General features: G+C 71.2%; 20 protein-coding genes and 1 pseudogene. 9 read left to right on the top strand and 12 right to left on the bottom strand.

The window, feature by feature from the left end; genetic code table 11:
* Window positions 1-79 precede the first annotated feature (79 nt).
* Genes ACVW2K_RS15190 through ACVW2K_RS15180 form a run of 3 tightly spaced genes read left to right on the top strand, consistent with a single transcriptional unit; the run spans window position 80 to window position 2,687 of the window.
* A complete protein-coding gene (locus ACVW2K_RS15190; RefSeq protein ID WP_028638384.1) occupies window positions 80-1,027 on the top strand; it encodes an ABC transporter ATP-binding protein in 948 nt (315 codons plus the stop codon).
* Window positions 1,024-1,788, top strand: a complete 765-nt coding sequence (locus tag ACVW2K_RS15185) for an ABC transporter permease (protein WP_457203091.1) — start codon at window positions 1,024-1,026, stop codon at window positions 1,786-1,788. The genes ACVW2K_RS15190 and ACVW2K_RS15185 overlap by 4 nt, the downstream gene beginning before the upstream one ends.
* The gene (locus ACVW2K_RS15180) at window positions 1,779-2,687 is read left to right on the top strand and encodes a COX15/CtaA family protein (protein ID WP_457203090.1); all 909 of its coding nucleotides are present in this window, start codon (window positions 1,779-1,781) and stop codon (window positions 2,685-2,687) included. Before ACVW2K_RS15185 ends, ACVW2K_RS15180 begins: the two co-directional genes overlap by 10 nt.
* A gap of 114 nt (window positions 2,688-2,801) precedes the next feature.
* Here ACVW2K_RS15180 and ACVW2K_RS15175 read toward each other — a convergent pair whose 3' ends face one another.
* A complete protein-coding gene (locus ACVW2K_RS15175; protein ID WP_457203089.1) occupies window positions 2,802-3,833 on the bottom strand; it encodes a heme o synthase in 1,032 nt (343 codons plus the stop codon).
* Window positions 3,834-3,931: 98 nt separating this feature from the next.
* Here ACVW2K_RS15175 and tkt point away from each other — a divergent pair, with 98 nt between their 5' ends.
* From tkt to pgl, 6 genes are read left to right on the top strand one after another with little or no spacing between them, the layout of a single operon-like run.
* Window positions 3,932-5,965, top strand: coding sequence for a transketolase (gene tkt / locus ACVW2K_RS15170; RefSeq protein WP_231496266.1), 2,034 nt, complete (start codon window positions 3,932-3,934; stop codon window positions 5,963-5,965).
* A 39-nt stretch (window positions 5,966-6,004) separates the two neighbouring features.
* Window positions 6,005-7,111, top strand: a complete 1,107-nt coding sequence (gene tal / locus ACVW2K_RS15165; RefSeq protein ID WP_457203088.1) for a transaldolase — start codon at window positions 6,005-6,007, stop codon at window positions 7,109-7,111.
* A complete protein-coding gene (gene pgi, locus ACVW2K_RS15160) occupies window positions 7,108-8,781 on the top strand; it encodes a glucose-6-phosphate isomerase (RefSeq protein WP_457203087.1) in 1,674 nt (557 codons plus the stop codon). Before tal ends, pgi begins: the two co-directional genes overlap by 4 nt.
* Window positions 8,778-10,316: a glucose-6-phosphate dehydrogenase gene (gene zwf / locus ACVW2K_RS15155; RefSeq protein ID WP_457203086.1), complete on the top strand. Its 1,539-nt coding sequence runs from the start codon at window positions 8,778-8,780 to the stop codon at window positions 10,314-10,316. The genes pgi and zwf overlap by 4 nt, the downstream gene beginning before the upstream one ends.
* Window positions 10,317-10,350: 34 nt before the next feature.
* A complete protein-coding gene (locus tag ACVW2K_RS15150) occupies window positions 10,351-11,262 on the top strand; it encodes a glucose-6-phosphate dehydrogenase assembly protein OpcA (protein ID WP_457203085.1) in 912 nt (303 codons plus the stop codon).
* The gene (gene pgl / locus ACVW2K_RS15145) at window positions 11,259-11,984 is read left to right on the top strand and encodes a 6-phosphogluconolactonase (protein WP_457203084.1); all 726 of its coding nucleotides are present in this window, start codon (window positions 11,259-11,261) and stop codon (window positions 11,982-11,984) included. Before ACVW2K_RS15150 ends, pgl begins: the two co-directional genes overlap by 4 nt.
* 7 nt (window positions 11,985-11,991) lie before the next feature.
* Here the strand turns inward: pgl and ACVW2K_RS15140 are convergent, their stop codons facing one another.
* The 11 genes and pseudogenes from ACVW2K_RS15140 to uvrA all read right to left on the bottom strand — a co-directional run bounded on the left by ACVW2K_RS15140 (window position 11,992) and on the right by uvrA (window position 24,212).
* Window positions 11,992-12,351 (bottom strand): RNA polymerase-binding protein RbpA, encoded by a 360-nt coding sequence (locus tag ACVW2K_RS15140; RefSeq protein WP_028638392.1) that lies wholly within the window; start codon window positions 12,349-12,351, stop codon window positions 11,992-11,994.
* A gap of 24 nt (window positions 12,352-12,375) precedes the next feature.
* Window positions 12,376-12,606, bottom strand: a complete 231-nt coding sequence (secG, locus tag ACVW2K_RS15135) for a preprotein translocase subunit SecG (protein WP_028638393.1) — start codon at window positions 12,604-12,606, stop codon at window positions 12,376-12,378.
* A 31-nt stretch (window positions 12,607-12,637) separates the two neighbouring features.
* A complete protein-coding gene (tpiA, locus tag ACVW2K_RS15130) occupies window positions 12,638-13,435 on the bottom strand; it encodes a triose-phosphate isomerase (RefSeq protein WP_036570862.1) in 798 nt (265 codons plus the stop codon).
* A complete protein-coding gene (locus ACVW2K_RS15125) occupies window positions 13,435-14,634 on the bottom strand; it encodes a phosphoglycerate kinase (RefSeq protein ID WP_457203083.1) in 1,200 nt (399 codons plus the stop codon). Before ACVW2K_RS15125 ends, tpiA begins: the two co-directional genes overlap by 1 nt.
* 2 nt (window positions 14,635-14,636) lie before the next feature.
* Complete coding sequence (gene gap / locus ACVW2K_RS15120) at window positions 14,637-15,635, bottom strand: type I glyceraldehyde-3-phosphate dehydrogenase (protein WP_028638396.1); 999 nt, start codon at window positions 15,633-15,635, stop codon at window positions 14,637-14,639.
* A gap of 129 nt (window positions 15,636-15,764) precedes the next feature.
* Window positions 15,765-16,752: pseudogene (gene whiA, locus ACVW2K_RS15115) on the bottom strand (DNA-binding protein WhiA).
* Window positions 16,753-16,803: 51 nt separating this feature from the next.
* Window positions 16,804-17,775: a gluconeogenesis factor YvcK family protein gene (locus ACVW2K_RS15110; protein ID WP_457203082.1), complete on the bottom strand. Its 972-nt coding sequence runs from the start codon at window positions 17,773-17,775 to the stop codon at window positions 16,804-16,806.
* The gene (gene rapZ, locus ACVW2K_RS15105) at window positions 17,775-18,659 is read right to left on the bottom strand and encodes an RNase adapter RapZ (RefSeq protein WP_028638399.1); all 885 of its coding nucleotides are present in this window, start codon (window positions 18,657-18,659) and stop codon (window positions 17,775-17,777) included. Before rapZ ends, ACVW2K_RS15110 begins: the two co-directional genes overlap by 1 nt.
* A complete protein-coding gene (gene uvrC / locus ACVW2K_RS15100; protein ID WP_028638400.1) occupies window positions 18,659-20,650 on the bottom strand; it encodes an excinuclease ABC subunit UvrC in 1,992 nt (663 codons plus the stop codon). Before uvrC ends, rapZ begins: the two co-directional genes overlap by 1 nt.
* A 35-nt stretch (window positions 20,651-20,685) precedes the next feature.
* Window positions 20,686-21,093 carry a Rieske (2Fe-2S) protein gene (locus tag ACVW2K_RS15095; protein ID WP_028638401.1) on the bottom strand — a complete coding sequence of 136 codons (408 nt, stop codon included), beginning with the start codon at window positions 21,091-21,093 and terminating at the stop codon, window positions 20,686-20,688.
* Window positions 21,094-21,188: 95 nt separating this feature from the next.
* Entirely contained in the window at window positions 21,189-24,212 is a 3,024-nt protein-coding gene (uvrA, locus tag ACVW2K_RS15090; RefSeq protein ID WP_028638402.1) for an excinuclease ABC subunit UvrA, read from the bottom strand.
* Window positions 24,213-24,279: the final 67 nt, after the last annotated feature.

The raw sequence follows: 24,279 nt of genomic DNA, 5'->3' as shown, positions 1-24,279 counted from the left end.
AAGGTCACCCTTACCTCCCGCGGGGTCACTGTCGGGGCGTGACCCGGGCCACAGCGGGCCGCTCCCTACACTGGCGGGCGTGCCCGACGCCTCCCCTGCCGACGCGGCCGTCGCGGTCGACGGCCTGGTCATGCGGTACGGCGACAAGGTGGCCGTCGACGGGCTGTCGCTCACGGTCGGGCGCGGGACTATCACGGCGGTCCTCGGGCCGAACGGTGCCGGCAAGACCACGACGCTCGAGACCTGCGAGGGCTACCGGCGGCCGCAGGGCGGCTCGGTCCGGGTGCTCGGGCTCGACCCCGTGCGCGACCGGCGCGCGCTGCTGCCCCGCATCGGTGTGATGCTCCAGGGCGGTGGCGCGTGGAGCGGCGTGCGGGCGATGGAGATGCTCGACCACGTCGCGCGGCTGCACGCGCACCCGCTCGACACCGCGATGCTGGCCGAGCGGCTCGGGCTCGGCGACTGCGGCCGGACGCCGTACCGCCGGCTCAGCGGCGGCCAGCAGCAGCGGCTCGGGCTCGCGCTGGCGCTCGTGGGCCGCCCCGAGATCGTGTTCGTGGACGAGCCGACGGCCGGGATGGACCCACAGGCCCGGCGGACGACCTGGGAGCTGCTCGAGGAGCTCCGCGCGGACGGCGTCACCGCCGTGCTGACCACGCACTACATGGACGAGGCCGAGCGGCTCGCCGACCACATCCACATCATCGACCGCGGCCGCCTGATCGCGTCGGGCACGCCGCTGGAGCTCACCCGTGGCGGCACGCACGCGACGATCCGGCTCGTGGTGACCCGGCCGTTCCCGCCCGGCTCGCCCGAGTCCCTCCGGGTGGCCCTCGGCGCGGGCACCGAGGTCACCCAGCTCGACGAGCTGAGCCTGCTCGTGACCGGTCCGGCGGACGCCTCGACGCTGGCGAAGGTCTCGCGGTGGTGCGAGGAGAACGACGTGCTGCCCGAAGGGCTCACCCTGGGCCAGCGCAACCTCGAGGACGTGTTCCTCCAGCTGACCGGACGGGAGCTCGCCCCGTGAGCGGCACGTTCACCGCGATGCCCGGCGCCGCGCCACTGCACCGGCAGGTGCTCGCCCAGGCCCGGATGGAGGCGCGGCTGATGATCCGCAACGGGGAGCAGCTGCTGCTCGCCGTGGTGATCCCGGTGATCGTGCTGATCGGGGGCGTCACCGGGTCCGAGCACCTCGGCATCTCGCTCGAGCACGACCCGATCGACGTGTTCGCCCCCGGCGTGCTCGCGCTGGCGATCATGTCGACGGCGTTCACCTCGCTGGCGATCGCGACCGGCTTCGAGCGGCGGTACGGCGTGATCAAGCGCCTCGGCGCCTCGCCGCTCCCCCGCTCCGGGCTGCTGATGGGCAAGGTCGGCGCGCTCCTGCTGGTCGAGGCCATGCAGGTGGTCGTGATCGCCGCCGTGGCGTTCGCGCTCGGCTGGGACCCCTCGACCGACGTCGTCGGGTTCCTGCTCGCGGTGGTGACCGGGACGGCCGCGTTCGCGTCGCTCGGCCTCTTCCTCTCGGGAGTGCTGCGGGCCGAGGCCACCCTCGCCGCCGCCAACCTCGTCTACCTGCTGCTGCTCGCCGGCGGCGCCGTCGTGCTGCCGATCTCGGCGTACGGCGCGTTCGGCGACGTGGTGCGGTGGCTGCCGTCCGGGGCCCTCGGCAGCGCGATGCGTGCGGCCCTGATCGACGGTGCCACGTCGTGGCGCGACCTCGGGGTGCTCGTGCTCTGGGCCGGCGTCGGAACGACCCTGACGGCGAGGACCTTCAAGTGGGAGTGACGTCCCGGCTCCGACGTCTCGACGAGTGGCTGACCGGGTGGGCCTGGGCGTCCATCGTCGCCAACGCCGTGCTCGTCGTGACCGGTGGCGTGGTCCGCCTCACCGGCTCCGGCCTCGGCTGCCCGACCTGGCCGCGCTGCACCGACGAGTCGTTCACGCCGCACGGCGCGTACAACATCCACTCCGCGATCGAGTTCGGCAACCGGATGCTGACCTACGTGCTGGTGGCGGTCGCGGTCGGCACGTTCCTCGCCGCGTGGCAGTCCGGCCGCCCGGACCTCCGCAGGCTCGCCCTCGTCATGGCACTGGGCATCCCCGCGCAGGCGGTGATCGGCGGCATCACGGTCCTGACCGACCTCAACCCCTGGGTCGTCTCGCTGCACCTGCTGTGCTCGCTGGCGATCATCGGCGTGGGGATGCTGTTCCTGCACCGCATCACGCATCCGGCCCCGGCCCAGCGGCCCCGGGGCGCCGTGGTCGGGCTGGCCTGGGCGACGTTCGTCTCCGCCTGGGCGGTCCTGTACGTCGGCACGGTGGTCACCGGCTCCGGGCCGCACGCGGGCGACGCGCACTCGGCGCGCAACGGTCTCTCGCCGCTGCAGATGAGCCAGCTGCACGCAGACCTGGTGTTCCTCTTCGTCGGGCTCACCCTCGGCCTGCTCTTCGCCGTGCTCGCGGGCGGCTACCCGCGCGCCACGCGCAACGCCGTGGTGCTGCTGCTGGTCGTCGAGGTCGCCCAGGGTGCGGTCGGCTTCGTGCAGTACTTCACCGACCTGCCGGTCGTGCTCGTCGGCTTCCACATGCTCGGCGCGGCCCTGGTCTCCGCGACGGTGACGTGGGCGCTGATCCAGGTGCGCGAGCCGCAGGCTGCCCGACAGCCGGCCCGGCAGCCGGCGTAGCGCGGCCGGGACATGGCGACAGCGGCCGCCCGTACCCCCGTGGACGGGACGACCGCCGTCAACACCTCTGACGCAGTGGGACGCGGATCGGTTGCGTCGGGAGCCGAGAAATCTTCATCGGCTGATGAGCGGGTCGAGCGCGACCGCCACGAAGAGCAGCGAGAGATAGAGGTTCGAGGAGTGGAACAGCCGCATCGGCTGGATCACCGAGAGGTCCTCGGTGCCACGCGCGCGGCCCCACATCCGGTGCGCCTCGAGCAGGAACACCGCGCCCAGCACCGCGGCGGCGACGGGGTAGAACAGCCCGGTGTCGGCGACCGGCCACAGCAGCAGCGAGGTGGCGACCATCAGCCAGCTGTAGACGACGATCTGCCGGCCCACGACGGCGGCCGGCCTGACGACCGGCAGCATCGGCACGTCGACGTTCGCGTAGTCCTCGCGGTAGCGCAGCGCCAGCGCCCAGGTGTGCGGCGGCGTCCAGAGGAAGAAGACCACCAGGAACAGCACGACCGGCGTCCACGAGAGCGAGCCGGTGACCGCGGTCCAGCCGATCAGGGTCGGGAAGCAGCCGGCGATGCCGCCCCACACGATGTTCTGCGTCGTCCGCCGCTTCAGCAGCATCGTGTAGCCGAACACGTAGAAGGCGTTGGCGAGCACCGACAGCAGCGCGGACAGCGGGTTGACCCAGACGTAGAGGATCACCGTCGAGGCGATCCCGAGTGCGAAGCCGAACAGGAGCGCGGCCCGCGGGGAGACGATGTGGCGCGGCAGCGCCCGGCGCCGCGTCCTGCGCATCTGCTCGTCGATGTCGCGGTCGTAGACGCAGTTGAACACCGACGCCGAGCCGGCGGAGAACGTGCCGCCGATGACGGTCGCCACGACGAGGCCGAGGTCCGGGACACCGCGAGCGGCGTAGAACATCACCGGGACGGTGGTGAGCAGCAGCAGCTCGATGACCCGCGGCTTCGTCAGCCCGACGTACGCCGCGACCACGTCCTTGAGGCTCGCCCGCTCGTCCGCTGGCTGCCTCGCGGCAGAGGCGGACTGACCGACGTACGTCACGGGGTTCCTCGGAGGGGAATGTGGGCACCGGAATGGTGCTGGGACCGATGGGAGTCTATCGCCCGACGTGAGTAGGCTCGGCATTGGCCGAACCCCCCGAAAGGAACCCTGTGAGCAACACCTCTGCACTCGACTGGACCGACCTCGACGACAAGGCGGTGGACACGGTCCGGGCCCTGTCCATGGACGCGGTGCAGAAGGTCGGCAACGGGCACCCCGGCACCGCGATGAGCCTCGCTCCAGCCGCGTACCTGCTCTTCCAGAAGGTGATGCGGCACAACCCCGCCGACCCGAGCTGGCCCGGCCGCGACCGCTTCGTGCTGTCCGCCGGCCACTCCTCGATCACGCTGTACAACCAGCTGTTCCTCGGCGGCTGGGGCCTCGAGCTCGACGACCTCAAGTCCCTGCGGACCTGGGGCTCGAAGACGCCCGGGCACCCCGAGCACGGCCACACGGCCGGCGTCGAGACGACCACCGGGCCGCTGGGCCAGGGCGTCGGCAACGCGGTCGGCATGGCGATGGCGGCCCGCCGCGAGCGCGGCCTGCTGGACCCCGGGAGCGCCGACGCCGGCTCGGTGTTCGACCACCACATCTACTGCATCTGCTCCGACGGCGACCTCGAGGAGGGCGTGAGCGCCGAGGCCTCGTCGATCGCGGGCGTGCAGCAGCTCGGCAACCTCACCGTCGTCTACGACGCCAACCGGATCTCGATCGAGGGCGACACCAACGTGGCCTTCACCGAGGACGTCGGCAAGCGCTTCGAGGCCTACGGGTGGCACGTCCAGACCGTCGACTGGACCAACGACGGCACCGAGTACGTCGAGGACGTGCCGGCGCTGTACGCCGCGATCCGTGCGGCCGAGGAGGTCACCGACCAGCCCAGCATGATCGTGCTGCGCACGGTGATCGCCTGGCCGGCACCCGACGCCCAGGGCACCGGCAAGTCCCACGGCTCCGCGCTCGGCGAGGACGAGGTGCGGGCCACCAAGGAGATCATGGGCCTGGACCCGGACCAGCACTTCGCGGTGCCGGACGACGTCCTCGCGCACACCCGGTCGCTGATCGAGCGCGGCAAGCAGTGGCAGGCGGAGTGGGAGGTGCAGTTCGAGGGGTGGAAGGCCGCCGCGGACGACGCGACCCTCGCCACCTGGGAGCGCATGCAGACCCGCGCCCTGCCGCCGGAGCTCGACGAGGTGCTGCCCACGTTCGACGCGGACCCGAAGGGCATGGCCACCCGGAAGGCGTCCGGCGCGGTCATCAACGCGGTCGCCGGCGTGATGCCCGAGCTGTGGGGCGGCTCCGCCGACCTCGCCGAGTCGAACAACACCACGATCGAGGACGCTGCGTCGTTCGTCCCGAAGGACCGCTCCACCGACCAGTGGTCCGGCGACCCGTACGCCGGCCGGGTGCTCCACTTCGGCATCCGCGAGCACGGCATGGGCTCGATCCTGAGCGGCATCACGCTGCACGGCGGCACCCGCGTCTTCGGTGGCACGTTCCTGACGTTCTCCGACTACATGCGCGGCTCCGTGCGGCTCGCCGCGCTGATGGGCCTGCCGGTCACCTACGTCTGGACCCACGACTCGATCGGCCTCGGCGAGGACGGCCCGACCCACCAGCCGATCGAGCACCTGGCCGCGCTGCGCGCGATCCCCGGCCTCGACGTGGTCCGGCCTGCCGACGCCAACGAGACGGCCGCCGCGTGGAAGGCCGTCCTCCAGAACACCGACCGTCCCGCCGGCATCGCGCTGACCCGGCAGAACGTCCCGGTCTTCCCGCGCGGCGAGGAGGGGTTCAGCGACACCAGCAACGTGCACCGCGGCGGCTACGTCCTGATCGACGCCGAGGGCGGGGCCCCCGACGTCGTCCTCGTCGGCACCGGGTCCGAGGTCCAGATCGCCGTGGCCGCGCGGGAGCTCCTCGCGGCCGACGGCATCCGGGCCCGCGTGGTCTCGATGCCGTGCCGCGAGTGGTTCGACCGGCAGGACGAGGCGTACCGCGCGACCGTTCTCCCGCCCACCGTCAAGGCGCGCGTCTCGGTCGAGGCCGGGGTCGCGCAGGGCTGGCGGGAGGTCGTGGGCGACCACGGCCGGATCGTGTCCATCGACACCTACGGCGCGTCGGCCGACTTCAAGCGGATCTACGAGGAGTACGGCATGACCGGCGAGGCGGTCGCCAACGCGGCGCGGGACAGCCTGCGCTCGCTGAGCGACTGACCGCCCCCACAGCACCCACACCCGACCTGGGAGGAACCCATGAGCGACCGACTGAAGCAGCTGTCCGAGGCGGGGGTGTCGATCTGGCTCGACGACCTCTCGCGCGAGCGGATCGAGACCGGCAACCTCGCCGAGCTCGTCCAGGAGAAGCAGGTCGTCGGCGTGACGACCAACCCGACGATCTTCGCCGGCGCCATCGCCAACGGTGAGCGCTACGACGAGCAGGTCGCGCAGCTCGTCGACAAGGGCGAGGGCGTCGACCGGGTCGTCTTCGAGGTCACCACCGAGGACGTCCGCAACGCGTGCGACATCATGCGCCCCGTGTACGACGCGGCGCCGTACGACGGGCGCGTGTCGATCGAGGTGGAGCCCCTGCTCGCCAACGACACCGAGGGCACGATCGAGTCCGCGCGGGCGCTGTGGGCCGCGGTCGACCGGCCGAACGCGCTGGTCAAGATCCCCGCGACGCAGGAGGGACTGCCCGCGATCACGGCCGCGACCGCCGAGGGCATCAGCGTCAACATCACCCTGATCTTCGGCGAGCAGCGGTACCGCGAGGTCATGGACGCCTACCTCACGGGCCTCGAGCAGGCCCGCGAGGCCGGGGTCGACCTGTCCGGGATCCAGTCCGTCGCGTCGTTCTTCGTGTCCCGCGTGGACACCGAGGTCGACCGGCGGCTGGAGGAGATCGGCTCCGACATCGCTCTGGCCCTGCGCGGCAAGGCCGCCGTCGCCAATGCGCTGGTCGCCTACGGCGCCTTCGAGGAGATCTTCGGCTCGGACCGCTGGCGTGAGCTCGAGGCGGCCGGAGCCAACCGCCAGCGACCCCTCTGGGCGTCGACCGGCGTGAAGAACCCGGACTACGACGACACGATGTACGTCCGCGACCTCGTGGTCGCCGAGACGGTCAACACGATGCCGGAGAAGACCCTCGACGCGTTCGCCGACCACGGGGAGGTCCTCGGTGACCTCGTCACCGGGAAGGCCGGCGAGGGCCGCGCCGTCCTGGACCGGCTCGTCGAGGTCGGCATCGACTGGGAGGACGTCCTCGTGGTCCTCGAGACCGAGGGCGTGGACAAGTTCAAGAAGTCCTGGGACGACCTGCTCGAGACCGTGTCCGGCCAGATGGAGAAGGCCAAGGCGTGACGGGGCCCGTCGACCCGTCGTCGACGGGGGCGTGGGCGCGGCTCGGCGCGCTCGCGGCCGAGTTCGAGCCCGACCTGCGGGGCTGGTTCGAGGCCGACCCCGGGCGGGTCGAGCGGCTGACGTTCACGGCGGCCGACCTGTACGTCGACCTGTCCAAGTCCCTGGTCGACGACCGGGTGCTGGGCGCCCTGCTCGAGCTCGCCGACGAGGTCGGGCTGGCGGACCGCCGCGACGCGATGTTCCGTGGCGACCGGATCAACGTCACCGAGGACCGTGCCGTGCTGCACACCGCTCTGCGGCTCCCCGCCGACGCGGGGCCCGACGAACGACCGAGCGTCGACGGCGAGGACGTGGTCGCCGAGGTCCACGAGGTGCTGGACCGCGTCTACGACTTCGCGGACCGGGTCCGCAGCGGCGCCTGGACGGGCGTCACGGGCGAGCGGATCCGGACCGTCGTCAACATCGGGATCGGTGGCTCCGACCTGGGTCCGGTGATGGCGTACGAGGCGCTGGCGGCGTACCGCCAGGACGGCCTCGAGTGCAGGTTCATCAGCAACATCGACCCGACCGACGCGGCGACGACGCTGGCCGGGCTGGACCCGGCGAGCACGCTGTTCATCGTGTCGAGCAAGACGTTCGGGACGCTCGAGACGCTCACCAATGCGCGCCTGTGCAGGGCCTGGCTGCTCGACGGGCTGTCGGACCAGGACAAGACCGAGGCCGTCGCGCGGCACTTCGTCGCGGTGTCGACCGCGCTGGACAAGGTCGCGGAGTTCGGCATCGACACCGACAACGCGTTCGGCTTCTGGGACTGGGTCGGGGGCCGCTACTCGATGGACTCCGCGATCGGGTTGTCGCTGGTCGTCGCGATCGGGCCGGAGCGGTTCGCGGAGATGTTGGGCGGGTTCCACGCGATGGACGAGCACTTCCGCCGTACCGACCTCGCGCACAACGTGCCGGCGCTGATGGGCCTGCTGAACGTCTGGTACACCAACTTCCTGGGCGCCGGGACGCACGCGGTGCTCCCCTACGCCCAGCTGCTGCACCGCTTCCCGGCGTACCTCCAGCAGCTCACGATGGAGTCCAACGGCAAGGGCGTGCGCTGGGACGGCTCGCCGGTGTCCACCGACACCGGCGAGGTGTTCTGGGGCGAGCCCGGCACCAACGGTCAGCACGCGTTCTACCAGCTCATCCACCAGGGCACCCGGCTGGTCCCGGCCGACTTCATCGCTTTCGTGAACCCGGCCTACCCGCTCCAGGACACCGTCGACGGGCACAGCACCGACGTGCACCAGCTGTTCCTGGCGAACTTCCTGGCGCAGACCCGCGCGCTGGCGTTCGGGAAGACCGCGGAGGAGGTGCGCGCGGAGGGGACGGCCGAGGCCGTCGTACCGGCGCGGGTGTTCCCGGGCAACCGGCCGACCGCCTCGATCATGGCGCCGGCACTGACGCCGTCGGTGCTGGGCCAGCTGGTGGCGCTGTACGAGCACATCACGTTCACCCAGGGCGCGGTGTGGGGCATCGACTCCTTCGACCAGTGGGGCGTCGAGCTCGGGAAGCAGCTCGCCCAGCAGGTCGCCGCCGCGGTCGCCGGCGACACCGCCGCCGCCGGCGAACAGGACGCGTCCACGCAGCAGTTGCTCGGCTACTACTGGAGGCACCGGCAGTGACCCACACGAACCCGCTCCGCGATCCGCGCGACCGACGCCTCCCCCGCATCGCGGGACCGTGCGGCATGGTCCTGTTCGGGGTCACGGGCGACCTGTCCCGCAAGAAGATCATGCCCGCGATCTACGACCTGGCGAACCGTGGCCTGCTGCCCCCGGGCTTCAGCCTGGTCGGGTTCGCACGGCGCGACTGGGCCGATCAGGACTTCGCCCAGATCGTCCACGACTCGGTGAAGGCGCACGCGCGCACCGAGTTCCGCGAGGAGGTCTGGAAGCAGCTCGCGGAGGGCTTCCGCTTCGTGTCGGGCGACTTCGACGACGACCACGCCTTCGAGCACCTGCGCCGCACCATCGACGAGCTCGACGAGCTGCGAGGCACCCGCGGCAACCACGCGTTCTACCTCGCCATCCCGCCCGGGTTCTTCGGCAACGTGGTCGGCCAGCTCAAGGAGCACGACCTGGCCGTGGGACGCGGCGACTCCTGGCGCCGGGTGGTGATCGAGAAGCCGTTCGGCCACGACCTCCGGTCCGCCCGCGAGCTCCAGGCGGTGCTGGGCGACGTCTTCCCGTCCGGCTCGATCTTCCGGATCGACCACTACCTCGGGAAGGAGACGGTGCAGAACATCCTCGCGATGCGCTTCGCGAACGAGATGTTCGAGCCGATCTGGAACGCCAACTACGTCGACCACGTGCAGATCACCATGGCCGAGGACATCGGCATCGGCGGCCGCGCCGGCTACTACGACGGCATCGGCGCCGCACGGGATGTGATCCAGAACCATCTCCTGCAGCTGCTCTCGCTCGTCGCGATGGAGGAGCCGACGTCGTTCGACGCCGACAGCCTGCGGATCGAGAAGCAGAAGGTGCTCTCCAGCATCACCCTCCCCCGCCGGCTCGACCTGACCACGGCGCGGGGGCAGTACGCCGAGGGCTGGGCCGGCGGCGAGAAGGTGATCGGGTTCCTGGAGGAGGAGGGCATCAAGCGCACCTCCACGACCGAGACGTTCGCGGCCGTGAAGCTCAACGTGGAGACCCGTCGCTGGGGCGGCGTCCCGTTCTACCTCCGGACCGGGAAGCGGCTCGGCCGTCGGGTCACCGAGGTGGCGGTCGTGTTCAAGCGGGCGCCGCACCTGCCGTTCGCCGACGCCGCCATCGAGGAGCTCGGCCAGAACGCCCTGGTGATCCGCATCCAGCCCGACGAGGGCGTCACCCTCCGGTTCGGCTCGAAGGTGCCGGGCACCGCGATGGAGATCCGCGACGTCAACATGGACTTCGTGTACGGCGGCGCGTTCACCGAGTCCTCCCCGGAGGCGTACGAGCGACTGATCCTCGACGTCCTCCTCGGCGACCCGCCGCTGTTCCCCCGGCACGAGGAGGTCGAGCTGTCCTGGAAGATCCTGGACCCGATCCTCGAGCACTGGGCGAAGCAGGACGAGAGCGGCAAGGGCAAGCCCGAGCCGTACGAGTCGGGCACCTGGGGCCCGGCGTCGGCGGAGACGATGCTCGCCCGCGACGGACGGACCTGGAGGCGACCCTGATGAGTTCACGCCACATCTCCGAGGGGACCCCGACATGATCGAGCTGATCAACACGAACTCGTCCCAGATCGCGGCGGAGTTGCAGCGCGCGCGGGTGCGCGCCGGCAGCCCGGCGATGGGGATGGTGATGACGCTGGTGATCGTCGTCGACGAGGACGACGCCGAGGGAGCGATGCTGGCGGCGCGGGCCGCGTCGCACGAGCACCCGGCGCGCGTCCTGGGGGTGATCCTCGGCGATGCCCGGGGCGCCTCCGAGATCATCGCGCAGGTCGGGACCGGCTCCGGGTGGACCGGCGAGACGGCCCTGATCCGGCTCAAGGGCGAGGTCGTGAAGCACTCGGAGTCCGTGGTGCTCCCGCTGCTGCTTCCCGACTCGCCGGTCGCGGTCTGGTGGCCCAACCACCCGCCGGAGGACCCGGCGAACGACGCCCTGGGCAGGCTCGCGCAGCGGCGGATCACCGACGCGGCGGCCGCCTCCCGCGGCAAGACCAGGGCGATGCTGCAGCAGTGCTCGGCGTACACCGTGGGCAACACCGACCTCGCGTGGACGCGGATCACCTCCTGGCGCGCGCTGCTGGCGGCGGCGCTGGACCAGCAGCCGCTCAAGGTCACGCACGGGTCGGTCACCGCGGAGCGGATCAGCCCCAGCGCCGACCTGCTGACCGCGTGGCTCGCCGACCGGCTGAAGATCACCGTCGACCGCAAGAACTCCGCCGGCCCCGGGATCACCGAGGTGGTGCTCGAGACCAACGAGGGCCCGATCCGGATCAGCCGGACCGACGGCAAGCTGGCGACGTTCTCCTCCCCGGACCGCCCCGACCGACCGGTCGCCCTGAAGCGCCGTGACCTGCCCGAGCTGCTCGCCGAGGAGCTCCGCCGGCTCGACGAGGACGACGTGTACGCCGAGACCGCCCGCGCCCTGCTGAAGCTGGAGGCGAAGAAGTGACGGCGACCCCCCGGATCGAGGTCCACCCCGACGCGACCACGCTCGCGACCGCCGTCGCCGGCGAGCTGCTGAGCCGGATCGGCGACGCCCAGGCCGCGGGCGGCGTGCCGCAGATCGCGCTGACCGGTGGCACCATCGCCGAGGAGATCCACCGCGAGATCGCCCGGCTGTCGCCGGCGTCCGAGGTGGACTGGTCGCAGGTCGTGGTCTGGTGGGGCGACGAGCGCTTCGTGGCCCCCGACTCCCCCGACCGCAACGCGCGCCAGGCCCGCGAGGCGTTCCTCGACGCGGTCGGGGCCGACCCGGCGAAGGTGCACGAGATGCCGTCGACGGCCGATGCCGCCGACGTCGACGCCGGCGCCGCGTCGTACGCCGCGGAGCTCCGGGATCACGGCTCCGGTGCCTTCGAGGTCGTCATGCTCGGGATCGGTCCGGACGGCCACGTCGCGTCGTTGTTCCCCGGCTTCCCGCAGCTCGACTCGACCGACATCGCGGTCGGCGTGACCGGCTCCCCGAAGCCGCCCCCGGAGCGGATCAGCCTCACCTTCGCGCCGCTGAACCGGGCGCGGTCGGCGTGGTTCCTGGTCAGCGGCGAGGGCAAGGCCGCCGCCGTGGCCGCCGCCCTCGGCGGCGCCGACCCCCACGACACGCCCGCCGCCGGCGTCACCGGCCTCGAGGAGACGATCTGGTTCCTCGACCGGGCCGCCGCGTCCCAGCTCTGACGTCGGGCTAGAAGATGATGTCGCCGGACTTGCGGCGGGAGCGCAGGAGCGCGAGCGCCTCGTCGAGGATGTCGGCCGCCTCCTTGTCGGAGCGCCGCTCCTTCACGTAGGCGAGGTGCGTCTTGTAGGGCTCGATCTTCGGCGCGGGAGGCGGGTTCTCGGAGTCGAGGCTCGCCGGCAGGCCGCACTTGGGGCAGTCCCACGTGTCCGGCACCTGGGCCTCGATCGAGAACGTCACCACCGAGCGGTGCTCGTTCGCACAGAAGTACGTCACGGGCTGCCGCGGGGCGGCCTCGCCGCGCTCTGCCTCGCCCATCGGGCCGGCCCCCACCCGGCTCCCGCGAATAGCGTTTCCTCCACCAGCCACGGAACGGTTCCCTTCTCAGAAAAGTCAGTACGCCAGCAGGAGCCCGAGGGCGATGACGCAGGCAAACCAGATGACGCCGACCCCGACGGTGAGGCGGTCGAGGTTGCGCTCCGCGACGGAAGATCCGCCGAGTGAGCTCGAGACGCCACCGCCGAACATGTCCGAGAGGCCGCCCCCACGACCCTTGTGCAGGAGCACGAGCAGGATCATGACGGCGCTGGCGATCATCAGCACGATGGTGAAGAGCAGTTGCACAGTCGAGAATCCTACGTCAGAGGGTCGGCGATCAGATGATCGGCATGTCGTAGAAGCGGCAGATCGCCCCGAACTCGTCCGCCTGGAGGCTCGATCCGCCCACCAGACAGCCGTCCACGTCGGCCTGCGCCATGATGCCGCCGACGTTGTTCGCCTTGACCGAGCCGCCGTACAGGATGCGTACGCCGTCCGCGGCGGCGTCGCCGTGCGCCTCGCGGATCCGGTCCCGGAGCGCCGCGCAGACCTCCTGCGCGTCCTCCGGGGTCGCCACCTCGCCGGTGCCGATCGCCCAGACCGGCTCGTACGCGACGACCAGCCCCGCGATCTGCTCGGCCGTGAAGGCCGCCAGCGACCCGTCGACCTGGTTGAGGCAGTGCCCGACGTGCTCACCGGCCTGCCGGATCTGCAGCCCCTCGCCCACGCACACGATCGGCGTCATGCCCGCGGCGAGCGCCCGCTGCGCCTTGGCACTGACCAGCTGGTCGGACTCGCCGTGGTACTCGCGGCGCTCGCTGTGCCCCACCACGACGTACGAGCAGCCGAGCTTGGCCAGCATGCCGGCGGAGATCTCCCCGGTGTACGCCCCGCCCTCGTGCTGCGAGACGTCCTGGGCGGCGTACCGCACCAGCAGCCGGTCGCCGTCGACCAGCGTCTGCACGGACCGCAGGTCGGTGTAGGGCGGCACCACGACGACCTCGCACCGCGCGTAGTCGTGCTTCTTGTCCGCGAGTGTCCAGGCGAGCTTCTGGACGAGGACCACGGCTTCCTGGTGGTTCAGGTTCATCTTCCAGTTCCCCGCCATCAGCGGGGTGCGGGATGCAGACGCCATCAGTCCTCCAAGACCTTGATGCCGGGCAGCTCCTTGCCCTCGAGGTACTCCAGGCTCGCACCGCCACCGGTCGAGATGTGGCCGAAGGCCGCCTCATCGAAGCCGAGGGTGCGTACGGCGGCCGCGGAGTCGCCGCCGCCGACCACGGAGAGGCCGTCTGTCTTCGTGAGCGCCTGGGCGACCGCTCGGGTCCCCTCGGCGAACGCACCCACCTCGAAGACGCCCATGGGGCCGTTCCAGAACACGGTGCGGGCGTCTGCGAGCGCGGCGGCGAACGCCGCTCCGGACGCGGGTCCGATGTCGAGGCCGAGCGCGTCCGGCGGGATGGCGTCCGCGGCGACGACGCGCGGATGCGGCTCCCGGTCACCGGACGGGAACTCGGTGTCCACGACGATGTCGGTCGGCAGCAGGATCTCCACGCCGGACTCGGCCGCCCGCTCCAGGTAGGACCGGCAGGTGTCGAGCTGGTCCTCCTCGAGGAGGCTCTTGCCGACCTCGTGGCCCTGGGCCTTGAGGAACGTGAAGACCATGCCGCCCCCGATCAGCAGCCGGTCGGCCTTGCCGAGCAGGTTGTCGATCACCCCGAGCTTGTCGGAGACCTTCGAGCCGCCGAGCACGACGACGTACGGACGCTCCGGCTCCTCGGTGAGCCGGCGCAGGACGCCGATCTCGGTGGCGACCAGCTGTCCCATCGCGTGCGGCAGCCGCTGCGCGACGTCGTACACGGAGGCCTGCTTGCGGTGCACGACGCCGAAGCCGTCGGACACGAACGCGTCGGCGAGCTCCGCGAGCTGGTCGGCGAAGGCCCCGCGCTCCCGCTCGTCCTTGCTCGTCTCCCCGGCGTTGAACCGCACGTTCTCGAGCACCGCGACCTGGCCGTCGGACAGGCCGGCGACGGTCTCGCGGGCGCTGTCGCCCACGGTGTCGGTCGCGAACGCGACCTCGGACCCGAGCAGCTCTCCCAGACGCTCGGCGACCGGGCGCAGCGAGTAGCGCTCGTCCGGCGCACCCTTCGGGCGGCCGAGGTGGGCGACGACCACGACCCGGGCACCCGCGTCCGCGAGCTCCCGGATGGTCGGGACGCTCGCGCGCACCCGACCGTCGTCGGTGATGCGGGTGCCGTCGAGCGGCACGTTCAGGTCCGAGCGGACGAGGACGCGCTTGCCCGCCACGTCCCCCAGGGAGGAGTACCGACCCACGGTCAGAGGGTCTCGCCGACGTACGCGATCAGGTCCGCGAGCCGGTTGGAGTAGCCCCACTCGTTGTCGTACCAGCCGAGCACCTTGACCTGGTTGCCGATCACCTTGGTCAGCGGCGCGTCGAAGATGCAGGACGCCGGGTCGGTCACGATGTCGGTCGAGACCAGCGGGTCGGTGGAGTACCGGAGGTACTTGCCGTCGGCCGCGGCCCTGACGATCTCGTTGATCTCCTCGACGGAGGTCTCGCGAGCGGCCTCGAACGACAGGTCGGTCGCCGAGCCGGTCGGGACCGGGACGCGCATGGCGTAGCCGTCGAGCTTGCCCTTGAGCTCGGGGATCACCAGGCCGATCGCCTTCGCGGCGCCGGTCGAGGTCGGGACCAGGTTGAGCGCGGCGGCGCGGGCGCGGCGCGGGTCCTTGTGGATGTTGTCCTGGAGGTTCTGGTCCGCGGTGTAGGCGTGGATCGTCGTCATCAGGCCCTTGTTGATGCCGATGCCGTCGTGCAGCGCCTTGGCCATCGGGGCCAGGCAGTTGGTGGTGCAGGAGGCGTTGGAGATGACGGTGTGCGCGGCCGGGTCGTACGTCGCGTGGTTGACGCCCATGACCACCGTGACGTCGTCGTTGGACGCCGGCGCGGAGATGATGACCTTCTTCGCCCCGCCGTTGTCGACGTGGGCGCGCGCCTTGGTCGCGTCGGTGAAGAAGCCGGTCGACTCCACGACGACGTCGACGCCGACGTCGGCCCACTTCAGGTTGGCCGGGTCGCGCTCGGCGAACGTCTTCACGACCTGGTCGCCGACCCGGATCTCGTCCTCGGTGGCGGTCACGTCGGCGTCCAGGCGGCCGAGGATCGAGTCGAACTTCAGCAGCGGGGCCAGGGCCGTGTTGGACGTCAGGTCGTTGACGGCCACGATCTCGATGTCCAGGCCGGAGGCCCGGACGGCACGGAAGAAGTTGCGGCCGATCCGGCCGAACCCGTTGATACCTACACGAACAGTCACTGGTTGCTCCTGCTTGTCGTTCAGGGCGTGCAAGGGGACGTCACGACCCTATCGCTTGGGGGGATGCGCCCAGACTGCCGTCCCGGCGTACGTGCCAGTAACGAGCGGAGGTCCCGGACCGAGGGGACCTCAGGCCTCGTCCGCGAGCATGTCCGGGGTCAGCGACGCCTCGGTGTCGGGGATGCCGAGATCTTCGGCGCGCTTGTCCGCCATCGCCAGCAGCCGGCGGATCCGGCCCGCGATCGCGTCCTTGGTCAGCACCGGGTCGTGCAGCTGGCCGAGCTCCTCCAGCGAGGCCTGCTTGTGCTCGAGGCGCAGCTCGCCGGCCATCTTCAGGTGGTCCGGGACCTCGTCGCCGAGGATCTCCATGGCGCGGCCGACCCGCGCGCCGGCGGCCACCGCGGCCCGCGCAGATCGGCGCAGGTTGGCGTCGTCGAAGTTCGCGAGCCGGTTGGCCGTGGCCCGCACCTCGCGGCGCATCCGGCGCTCCTCCCAGGCCATCAGCGACTCGTGGGCGCCGAGCCGGGTGAGCAGCTGCCCGATCGCGTCGCCGTCGCGGATGACGACCCGGTCGACGCCACGGACCTCGCGGGCCTTCGCGTGGATGCCGAGCCGCCGGGCGACTCCGACCAGGGCCAGCGCGGCCTCCGGACCCGGGCAGGTCACCTCCAGCGCCGACGAGCGGCCCGGCTCGGTGAGCGAGCCGTGCGCCAGGAACGCGCCGCGCCAGGCGGCGACGGCGTCACAGCCACCCCCGGAGACGACCGCGGGCGGCAGGCCGCGCACGGGCCGACCGCGCTGATCGAGCAGCCCGGTCTGCCGGGCGAGCGCCTCGCCGTCCTTGACCACGCGGACGATGTAGCGGCTGCCCTTGCGGATCCCGTTGCCCTGCACCATGACCACGTCCGACTGGTGGCCGTAGACCTCGGCGATGTTGGTGCGCAGCCGTCGTGCCGACGCGCCGGTGTCGAACTCCGCCTCCACCACGATCTTGCCGCTCACGATGTGCAGGCCCCCGGCGAAGCGCAGCATCGAGGCCACCTCGGCCTTGGCGGCAGCACGTCTTGGTGATCTGGGTGTTGGCCAGCTCCGCCTTCACCTGTGCCGTCATCGCCATGAGTGCGATCCTTTCACGCCCGTCAACGACCCTCCGCCCGTGGATCAGGGGTCAGCGACCGCCCATGATGGAGGAGTACGCCGCGGCCAGCTTCGCGGGGTCGTGCCGGGCAGTCCCGTCGTCGCGCGCGAGGTCGGCGACGACGAGCTGGGCGCCGGTCGCGCGCACCACGTGCTCGAGCTCGGCCAACCCGTCGCCGGCGTGCCGGGCATCAGCCAGCACGGTGTGGACGGCCAGCTCGGGTGCGTGCTCGGCGAGGACGGCGAGGTGGTCCGCGGCGTCGAAGCCCGGCGTCTCGCCCGCCTGCTCGTCGAGGTTCAGCGTGAGGACCACCCGCGCGTCGCTGCCGACGATCGCCTCGCACAGCGCCGGCACCATCAGGTGCGGGATCACCGACGTGAACCAGGAGCCCGGGCCCAGGACCACCCAGTCCGCGGCGTCCACGGCGGCGATCGCCTCCGGGCACGGTGTCGGGTCCGGCGGATCCAGGGCGATCGACGCGATCACGCCGTCCGTGGTGGCCACCTGGACCTGTCCCCGCACGACGGTCAGCAGGTCCGGCTCCGTCGCGTCGAGCCCCCGCACCTCGGCGGTGATGTCGAGCGGGGTGAGTGCCATCGGCAGCACCCGCCCGGAGGTACCGAGCAGCTTGCCCACCCAGTCCAGGGCGGCGACCGGGTCGCCCAGCTGCTCCCAGAGGCCCACGATCAGCAGGTTGCCGATCACGTGACCGCGCATCTCCCCCTGGCCCGCGAACCGGTGCTGCAGGACCCGGGCCCAGGTGTCGCCCCACTGGTGGTCGCCGCACAGCGCGGCCAGCGCCATCCGCAGATCGCCCGGCGGCAGCACCCCGAACTCCGCGCGCAGCCGGCCCGACGAGCCGCCGTTGTCGGCGACGGTCACGACCGCAGTGAGGTCGTCGACCACCAGGTCGTCGACGAGCATGCGGAGCGCGTGCAGGGTCGCGGACAGGCCGTGGCCGCCTCCGAACGCGACGACCGCCTGCGCACGGTCGTGGGCCATCACTCGCGCCCGAGATCGCGGTGGCTGGCCCGCGTCTCGTAGCCCGAGGCGTTCAGGCGGCGGGTGATCTCCTCGGTCATCGCGACGCTGCGGTGCTTGCCGCCGGTGCACCCGATGGCGACGGTCATGAACCGCTTGCCCTCGCGGAGGTAGCCCCCGGCGACGCCCTCGAGGACGGGGACGTAGGCGTCGAGGAACTCCGCGGCACCCGGTTGGGTCAGCACGTAGTCGGAGACCGCCTTGTCCTTGCCGGTGCCGGCCCGGAGCTCCGGGAGCCAGTGCGGGTTGGGCAGGAACCGCATGTCGGCCACGAAGTCCGAGTCGACGGGGATGCCGTACTTGAAGCCGAAGCTGATCACCGTGACCTTGAGCCGCGTCGCGTCCGGGCTGCCGAACGCCTCCGCGATCCGCTCGGTGAGCTGGTGGACGTTGAGGCTGGTGGTGTCGATGACGAGGTCCGCGTCGCTGCGCAGGTCGGCGAGCACGTTGCGCTCGCGCTGCAGGCCGTCGAGCAGCCGGCCCGCGCCCTGGAGGGGGTGTGGGCGGCGCGCGGCCTCCTGCCGGCGCACCAGCACGTCGTCACCGGCCTCGAGGAAGACCAGGGTGGCGTGCCGGCCGGTGGCGCCCTGCGCGAGGTTCGCCTGCAGGGACTGGAAGAACGAGCCCGACCGCACGTCGACCACGACCGCGATCGGCTGCTCGGTGCCACGACTCTCGTCGACGAGCCGGACCACCTCGCGGAGCAGGCTCGGCGGCATGTTGTCGACGACGTAGTAGCCCAGGTCCTCGAGCTCCTTCGCGGCCGTGCTGCGACCGGCGCCGGTCATGCCGGTGACGACGACCAGCTCGCCGTGGCGGGGCTGGGGGTGGTCCGCTTCCGACATCAGGACTCCTCGATCTCGCCGGTGGCCGTGTTCACGCTGACGCCAGTCTTGCCGCTGGCGTGGGCGACCGCATCCTTGATCGCACCGGCGGTGCGGGGACCGATCCCCGGGACCACGGCGATGTCGTCGGCCGAGGCCTCGCGCAGCTTCTTCAGCGAGCCGAAGTGCTTGAGCAGCGTCTTGCGGCGTACCTCGCCCAGGCCGGGTACGTCGTCGAGGACGCTCTCGACCATCGACTTCGACCGCCGGGACCGGTGGTGGGTGATCGCGAACCGGTGCGCCTCGTCACGCACCCGCTGGAGCAGGTAGAGCCCCTCGCTGGATCGCGGCAGGATCACCGGGTCCTCCTGGCCCGGGAGCCAGACCTCCTCGAGACGCTTGGCCAGGCCGCAGACCGGGATGTCGACGACGCCGAGCTCCTCCAGCGCACGCTGCGCGGCCGCCACCTGCGGCGGGCCGCCGTCGACGACCACCAGGCCCGGCGCGTAGGCGAACTTCCGCGGACGGCCGGTCTCGGGATCGACCAGCATCGGGCCGTTCTCGGTGATCTTCTCCGTCGAGGTCGCCTGCTCGTCCAGGAGCCGCCTGAACCGGCGGGTGATCACCTCGTCCATCGAGGCGACGTCGTTCTGCCCGTCGACGCCGCGGATCACGAACCGGCGGTACTCCCCCTTGCGCGGCAGACCGTCCTCGAAGACCACCATCGACGCGACGACCTCGGTGCCCTGGAGGTTCGAGACGTCGTAGCACTCGATCCGCAGCGGGACCTCGTCCAGGCCGAGTGCCTCCTGGATCTCCTCGAGCGCGCGGTTGCGGGTGGTCAGGTCGCTGGCTCGCCGGGTCTTGTGCAGGGCGAGCGCCTGTCCGGCGTTCTGCGCCACCGTCTCCTGGAGCGCCTTCTTGTCGCCGCGCTGCGGGATCCGGATCGCGACCTTCGACCCGCGCAGGTCGCTGAGCAGCTGTTCGTACGTCGCGTGGTCGGGCGGGAGCGCCGGCACCAGGATCTCGCGCGGGATCTCGTCGGGGCCGGCGCCGGCGTACAGCTGAAGCAGGAAGTCGTCGACCAGCTTCGCGGTGTCGCCCTCGTCGACGCGGTCGGCGACCCAGCCGCGCTGGCCGCGGATCCGGCCGCCGCGCACGTAGAAGATCTGCACCGCGACCTCGAGCGGGTCCTCGGCGAGCGCGATGACGTCGGCGTCGGTGCCGTCGCCCAGCACGACGGCCTGCTTCTCCAGCGCCTTGTGGAGCGCGCCCAGGTCGTCACGCAGCCGTGCGGCCTTCTCGAAGTCGAGGGCGTCGCTCGCGGCGTACATCTCCTTCTCGATGCGGCGCACGAACGCCGTGGTCTGACCCGCCATGAAGTCACAGAAGTCGTCGACGATCGCCCGGTGCTCCTCGGCGGTCACGTTGCCGACACAGGGCGCCGAGCACTTGTCGATGTAGCCCAGCAGGCAGGGCCGGCCGATCTGGGAGGACCGCTTGAACACCCCGTTGCTGCACGAGCGCATCGGGAACACCCGCAGCAGCAGGTCGACGGTCTCGCGGATCGCCCAGGCGTGGCTGTACGGGCCGAAGTAGCGGGTGCCCTTCCGCTTCGCGCCGCGGCCCACCATCACCCGCGGGAACTCCTCGCCCACGGTGACCGCCAGCCACGGGTAGGACTTGTCGTCGCGGTACTTGACGTTGAAACGGGGGTCGAACTCCTTGATCCAGGAGTACTCCAGCTGGAGCGCCTCGACCTCGGTCTTGACGACCGTCCACTCCACGCTCGCTGCCGTGGTGACCATCGTCGCGGTGCGGGCGTGCAGGTTGCCGATGTCCTGGAAGTACGACGACAGCCGGGCGCGCAGGTTCTTCGCCTTGCCGACGTAGATCACGCGGCCCTTGGGGTCCCGGAACCGGTAGACCCCCGGCTGGGTCGGGATCGACCCGGGCTCGGGCCGGTAGGACTGCGGGCCTCGAGTGGGGCGAGACGGTGGAACGGGAGGCACCCCCCAACCCTACGGGCGGGCACCGACGGCGCCCCTCAGGCCGTGGTGATCTGGCCGCCGTCGTCCTTGACCTCGACCCGCGACAGCGGTGAGGTCGCCGGACCGTGCTCGACCGAACCGTCCTGGATCGAGAACTTGCTGCCGTGACAGGTGCAGTTGATCGTGCCGTCCGAGACGGTCGACACCAAGCAGCCCTGGTGGGTGCAGACGGCCGAGAAGCCCTCGAAGGTCCCCTGGCTCGGCTGGGTCACCACGATCCGCTGGTCGGCGTAGATGGTGCCGCCGCCGACCGGGACGTCGGACGCCGGCCCGAGCTTCTCACCGGCCGCCGCGGTCGGCCCGGCCGAGGCGTTCGAGCCGCCCTTTCCGCATGCGGCCAGCAACGGGACCCCGACCCCGGTGGCGGCCGCTCCGGCCAGTGTGGTGCGGCGGGTGATCCCCACAGTGTCGGTCCCCTCAGGATGGCGGTCGTTGAATCTTCACCGTACCCAGCGGGTCCTGGGAACCACCGGTGCGGGTCGTGAGAGTCTGCTGAGAGTCAGCTGGCCCTCGTCCTGGCCGCCACCTTCTTCGCCGCCACCTTCTTCGCCACTGCCTTCTTCGTCGCTGCCTTCTTCGCCGGCGTCTTCCTGGCTGCCGCCTTCTTCACCGGCGCCGGTGCCGCGCTCGGGGAGCGCCGTCCCTTCGGCTGCGCCGCGGCCCGGCCCTCGAGCAGCGGCGCCAGGAACTGGCCCGTGTAGCTGTCGGCGTTGGCCGCGACCGCCTCGGGCGTGCCCTCGGCGACGACCATGCCGCCGCGCGAACCGCCCTCCGGACCCATGTCGACCAGCCAGTCGGCCGTCTTGATGACGTCGAGGTTGTGCTCGATGACGAGGACCGTGTTGCCCTGGTCGACCAGCCGGCCGAGCACCAGCAACAGCTTGCGGATGTCCTCGAAGTGCAGGCCCGTGGTCGGCTCGTCGAGCACGTAGACGGTGCGCCCGGTCGAGCGCTTCTGCAGCTCCGAGGAGAGCTTCACCCGCTGTGCCTCGCCTCCGGAGAGGGTGGTCGCGGGCTGTCCGAGCCGGACGTAGCCGAGGCCGACCTCGACGAGGGTCTTCATGTGCCGCGCGATCGCGGGCACCGCGGCGAAGAACTCCGCGGCCTCCTCGATCGGCATGTCGAGGACCTCGGCGATGGTCTTGCCCTTGTAGTGGACCTCGAGCGTCTCGCGGTTGTAGCGCGCACCGTGGCAGACCTCGCAGGGGACGTAGACGTCCGGGAGGAAGTTCATCTCGATCTTGATCGTGCCGTCGCCGGCGCACGCCTCGCAGCGGCCGCCCTTGACGTTGAACGAGAACCGACCCTGCAGGTAGCCGCGCATCTTCGCCTCGGGCGTCGACGCGAACAGCTTGCGGATGTGGTCGAACACGCCGGTGTACGTCGCCGGGTTGGACCGCGGGGTGCGGCCGATCGGCGACTGGTCGACGTGGATCACCTTGTCGACGTGCTCGAGGCCGGTGATCTTCTGGTGCCGGCCGGGCACCGCGCGGGCGTTGTAGATCTGCTTGGCCAGCGACGTGTACAGGATGTCGTTGACCAGCGTGGACTTGCCCGACCCCGAGACGCCGGTGACCGCGACGAAGAGCCCGAGCGGGAAGCTCACGTCGACGTCGCGGAGGTTGTGCTCGCGGGCGCCGTGCACGGTGAGCTCGCGGCCCTTGGTGCGGGGACGGCGTACCTCCGGCACCGGGATCTCCCGGCGTCCGGAGAGGTACTGCCCGGTCATCGAGTCGGGGTGCGTCAGGAGGTCGGCGACGTTGCCGCTGTGCACGACCTGGCCGCCGTGCTCGCCGGCGCCGGGACCGATGTCGACGACCCAGTCGGCCACCCGGATGGTGTCCTCGTCGTGCTCGACGACGATCAGCGTGTTGCCGAGCTCCTTGAGCCGGACCAGGGTCTCGATCAGCCGGTGGTTGTCGCGCTGGTGGAGACCGATGGACGGCTCGTCGAGCACGTAGAGGACGCCGACCAGTCCGGCTCCGATCTGGGTGGCCAGCCGGATCCGCTGGGCCTCACCACCGGAGAGCGAGCCCGACGGCCGGTCCAGGGAGAGGTAGTCGAGGCCGACGTCGAGGAGGAAGTTCAGCCGTTCCTGGATCTCCTTGAGCACCCGCTCGCCGATCTGCCGCTCGCGGGCCGACAGGTCGAGGTTGCGGAGATAGTCCGCGGTCTCGTTGATCGGCATCGCGCAGACTTCGGCGATGTTCTTGCCGCCGTCCTGGAGGGAGGCGCCGAGCGTCACCGACATGGAGACCGGCTTGAGGCGGCTGCCGCCGCAGACCGGGCACGGCACCTCGCGCATGAAGCCCTCGAACCGCTCCCGGCTTACGTCGGACTCGGCCTCGTGGTGGCGCCGCTCGATGTAGGAGCCGACGCCCTCGAACTCGGCGTAGTAGGCGCGCTGGCGGCCGTACCGGTTGCGCGTGACGACGTGCACCTTCGTCGGGTGACCGTTCAGGATCGCCTGCCGGCCCTTCGCCGGCAGGTCCTCCCACGGGGTGTTCAGGTCGAAGCCGAGCTCGTCGCCGAGCGCGCCCATCAGCCGCAGGAAGTAGTCGGCGACGTGCGCCTGGCTCCACGGCTGGATGGCACCCTCGCCGAGCGTCGCCTGCGGGTTCGGGACGACCAGCTCGGGGTCGACCTCGAGGCGGGTGCCGAGTCCGTGGCACGTGGGGCAGGCGCCGAAGGGCGAGTTGAACGAGAACGACCGCGGCTCGAGCTCGTCGGTGTCGATCGGGTGGTCGTTCGGACACGCCATCTTCTCGCTGAACTTCACCTCACGGCCCGGGTCCTTGGGGTCGAGGTCGACGAAGTCGAAGAGCACGAGGCCGCCCGCGAGCTGGAGCGCGGTCTCGACCGAGTCGGTCAGCCGGCGCTTCGAGGACTCCTTGACCGCGAGCCGGTCGACGACCACCTCGATGGTGTGCTTCTTCTGCTTGTCCAGCTTCGGCGGCTCGTCGAGGGAGTACGTCTCGCCGTTCACCCGGGCGCGCGAGAAGCCCTGCGTCTGGAGCTGCTTGAAGAGCTCGACGTACTCGCCCTTCCGGCCCCGGATCACCGGCGCGAGCACCTGGAACCGCAGCCCCTCCTCCATCGCGAGGACCCGGTCGACGATCTGCTGCGGGGTCTGCCGCTCGATCGGCGCGCCGCAGGTCGGGCAGTGGGCGCGACCGGCCCGCGCGTACAGCAGACGCAGGTAGTCGTAGACCTCGGTGATGGTGCCGACCGTCGAGCGCGGGTTCTTCGACGTCGACTTCTGGTCGATCGACACCGCCGGTGAGAGACCCTCGATGAAGTCGACGTCGGGCTTGTCCATCTGGCCGAGGAACTGCCGGGCGTAGGCCGAGAGCGACTCGACGTACCGCCGCTGGCCCTCGGCGAAGATCGTGTCGAACGCCAGCGAGGACTTGCCCGAGCCGGACAGACCGGTGAAGACGATGAGCGAGTCGCGTGGCAGGTCGAGCGAGACGTCCTTCAGGTTGTGCTCCCGGGCTCCCCGGATGATGAGCTGGTCCGCCACTGACTGATTCCCCTCGCTTCGAACAGGTGTTCGCCATCCTAACGGGCGCGAACAATGCACAACACAT

This window comes from Nocardioides sp. HB32 (genome assembly GCF_054058995.1).
This window is presented reverse-complemented; position numbering and strand designations above follow the sequence as displayed.

Bases quoted from the DNA above. Each gene is read 5' to 3' on its own strand.
- ACVW2K_RS15175 (WP_457203089.1), bottom strand. From the start codon at position 3,833: ATGCCGAGCCTACTCACGTCGGGCGATAGACTCCCATCGGTCCCAGCA.
- tkt (WP_231496266.1), top strand. From the start codon at position 3,932: ATGGACGCGGTGCAGAAGGTCGGCAACGGGCACCCCGGCACCGCGATG.
- tal (WP_457203088.1), top strand. From the start codon at position 6,005: ATGAGCGACCGACTGAAGCAGCTGTCCGAGGCGGGGGTGTCGATCTGG.
- ACVW2K_RS15150 (WP_457203085.1), top strand. From the start codon at position 10,351: ATGATCGAGCTGATCAACACGAACTCGTCCCAGATCGCGGCGGAGTTG.
- tpiA (WP_036570862.1), bottom strand. From the start codon at position 13,435: ATGGCGTCTGCATCCCGCACCCCGCTGATGGCGGGGAACTGGAAGATG.
- ACVW2K_RS15110 (WP_457203082.1), bottom strand. From the start codon at position 17,775: ATGGCCCACGACCGTGCGCAGGCGGTCGTCGCGTTCGGAGGCGGCCAC.
- rapZ (WP_028638399.1), bottom strand. From the start codon at position 18,659: ATGTCGGAAGCGGACCACCCCCAGCCCCGCCACGGCGAGCTGGTCGTC.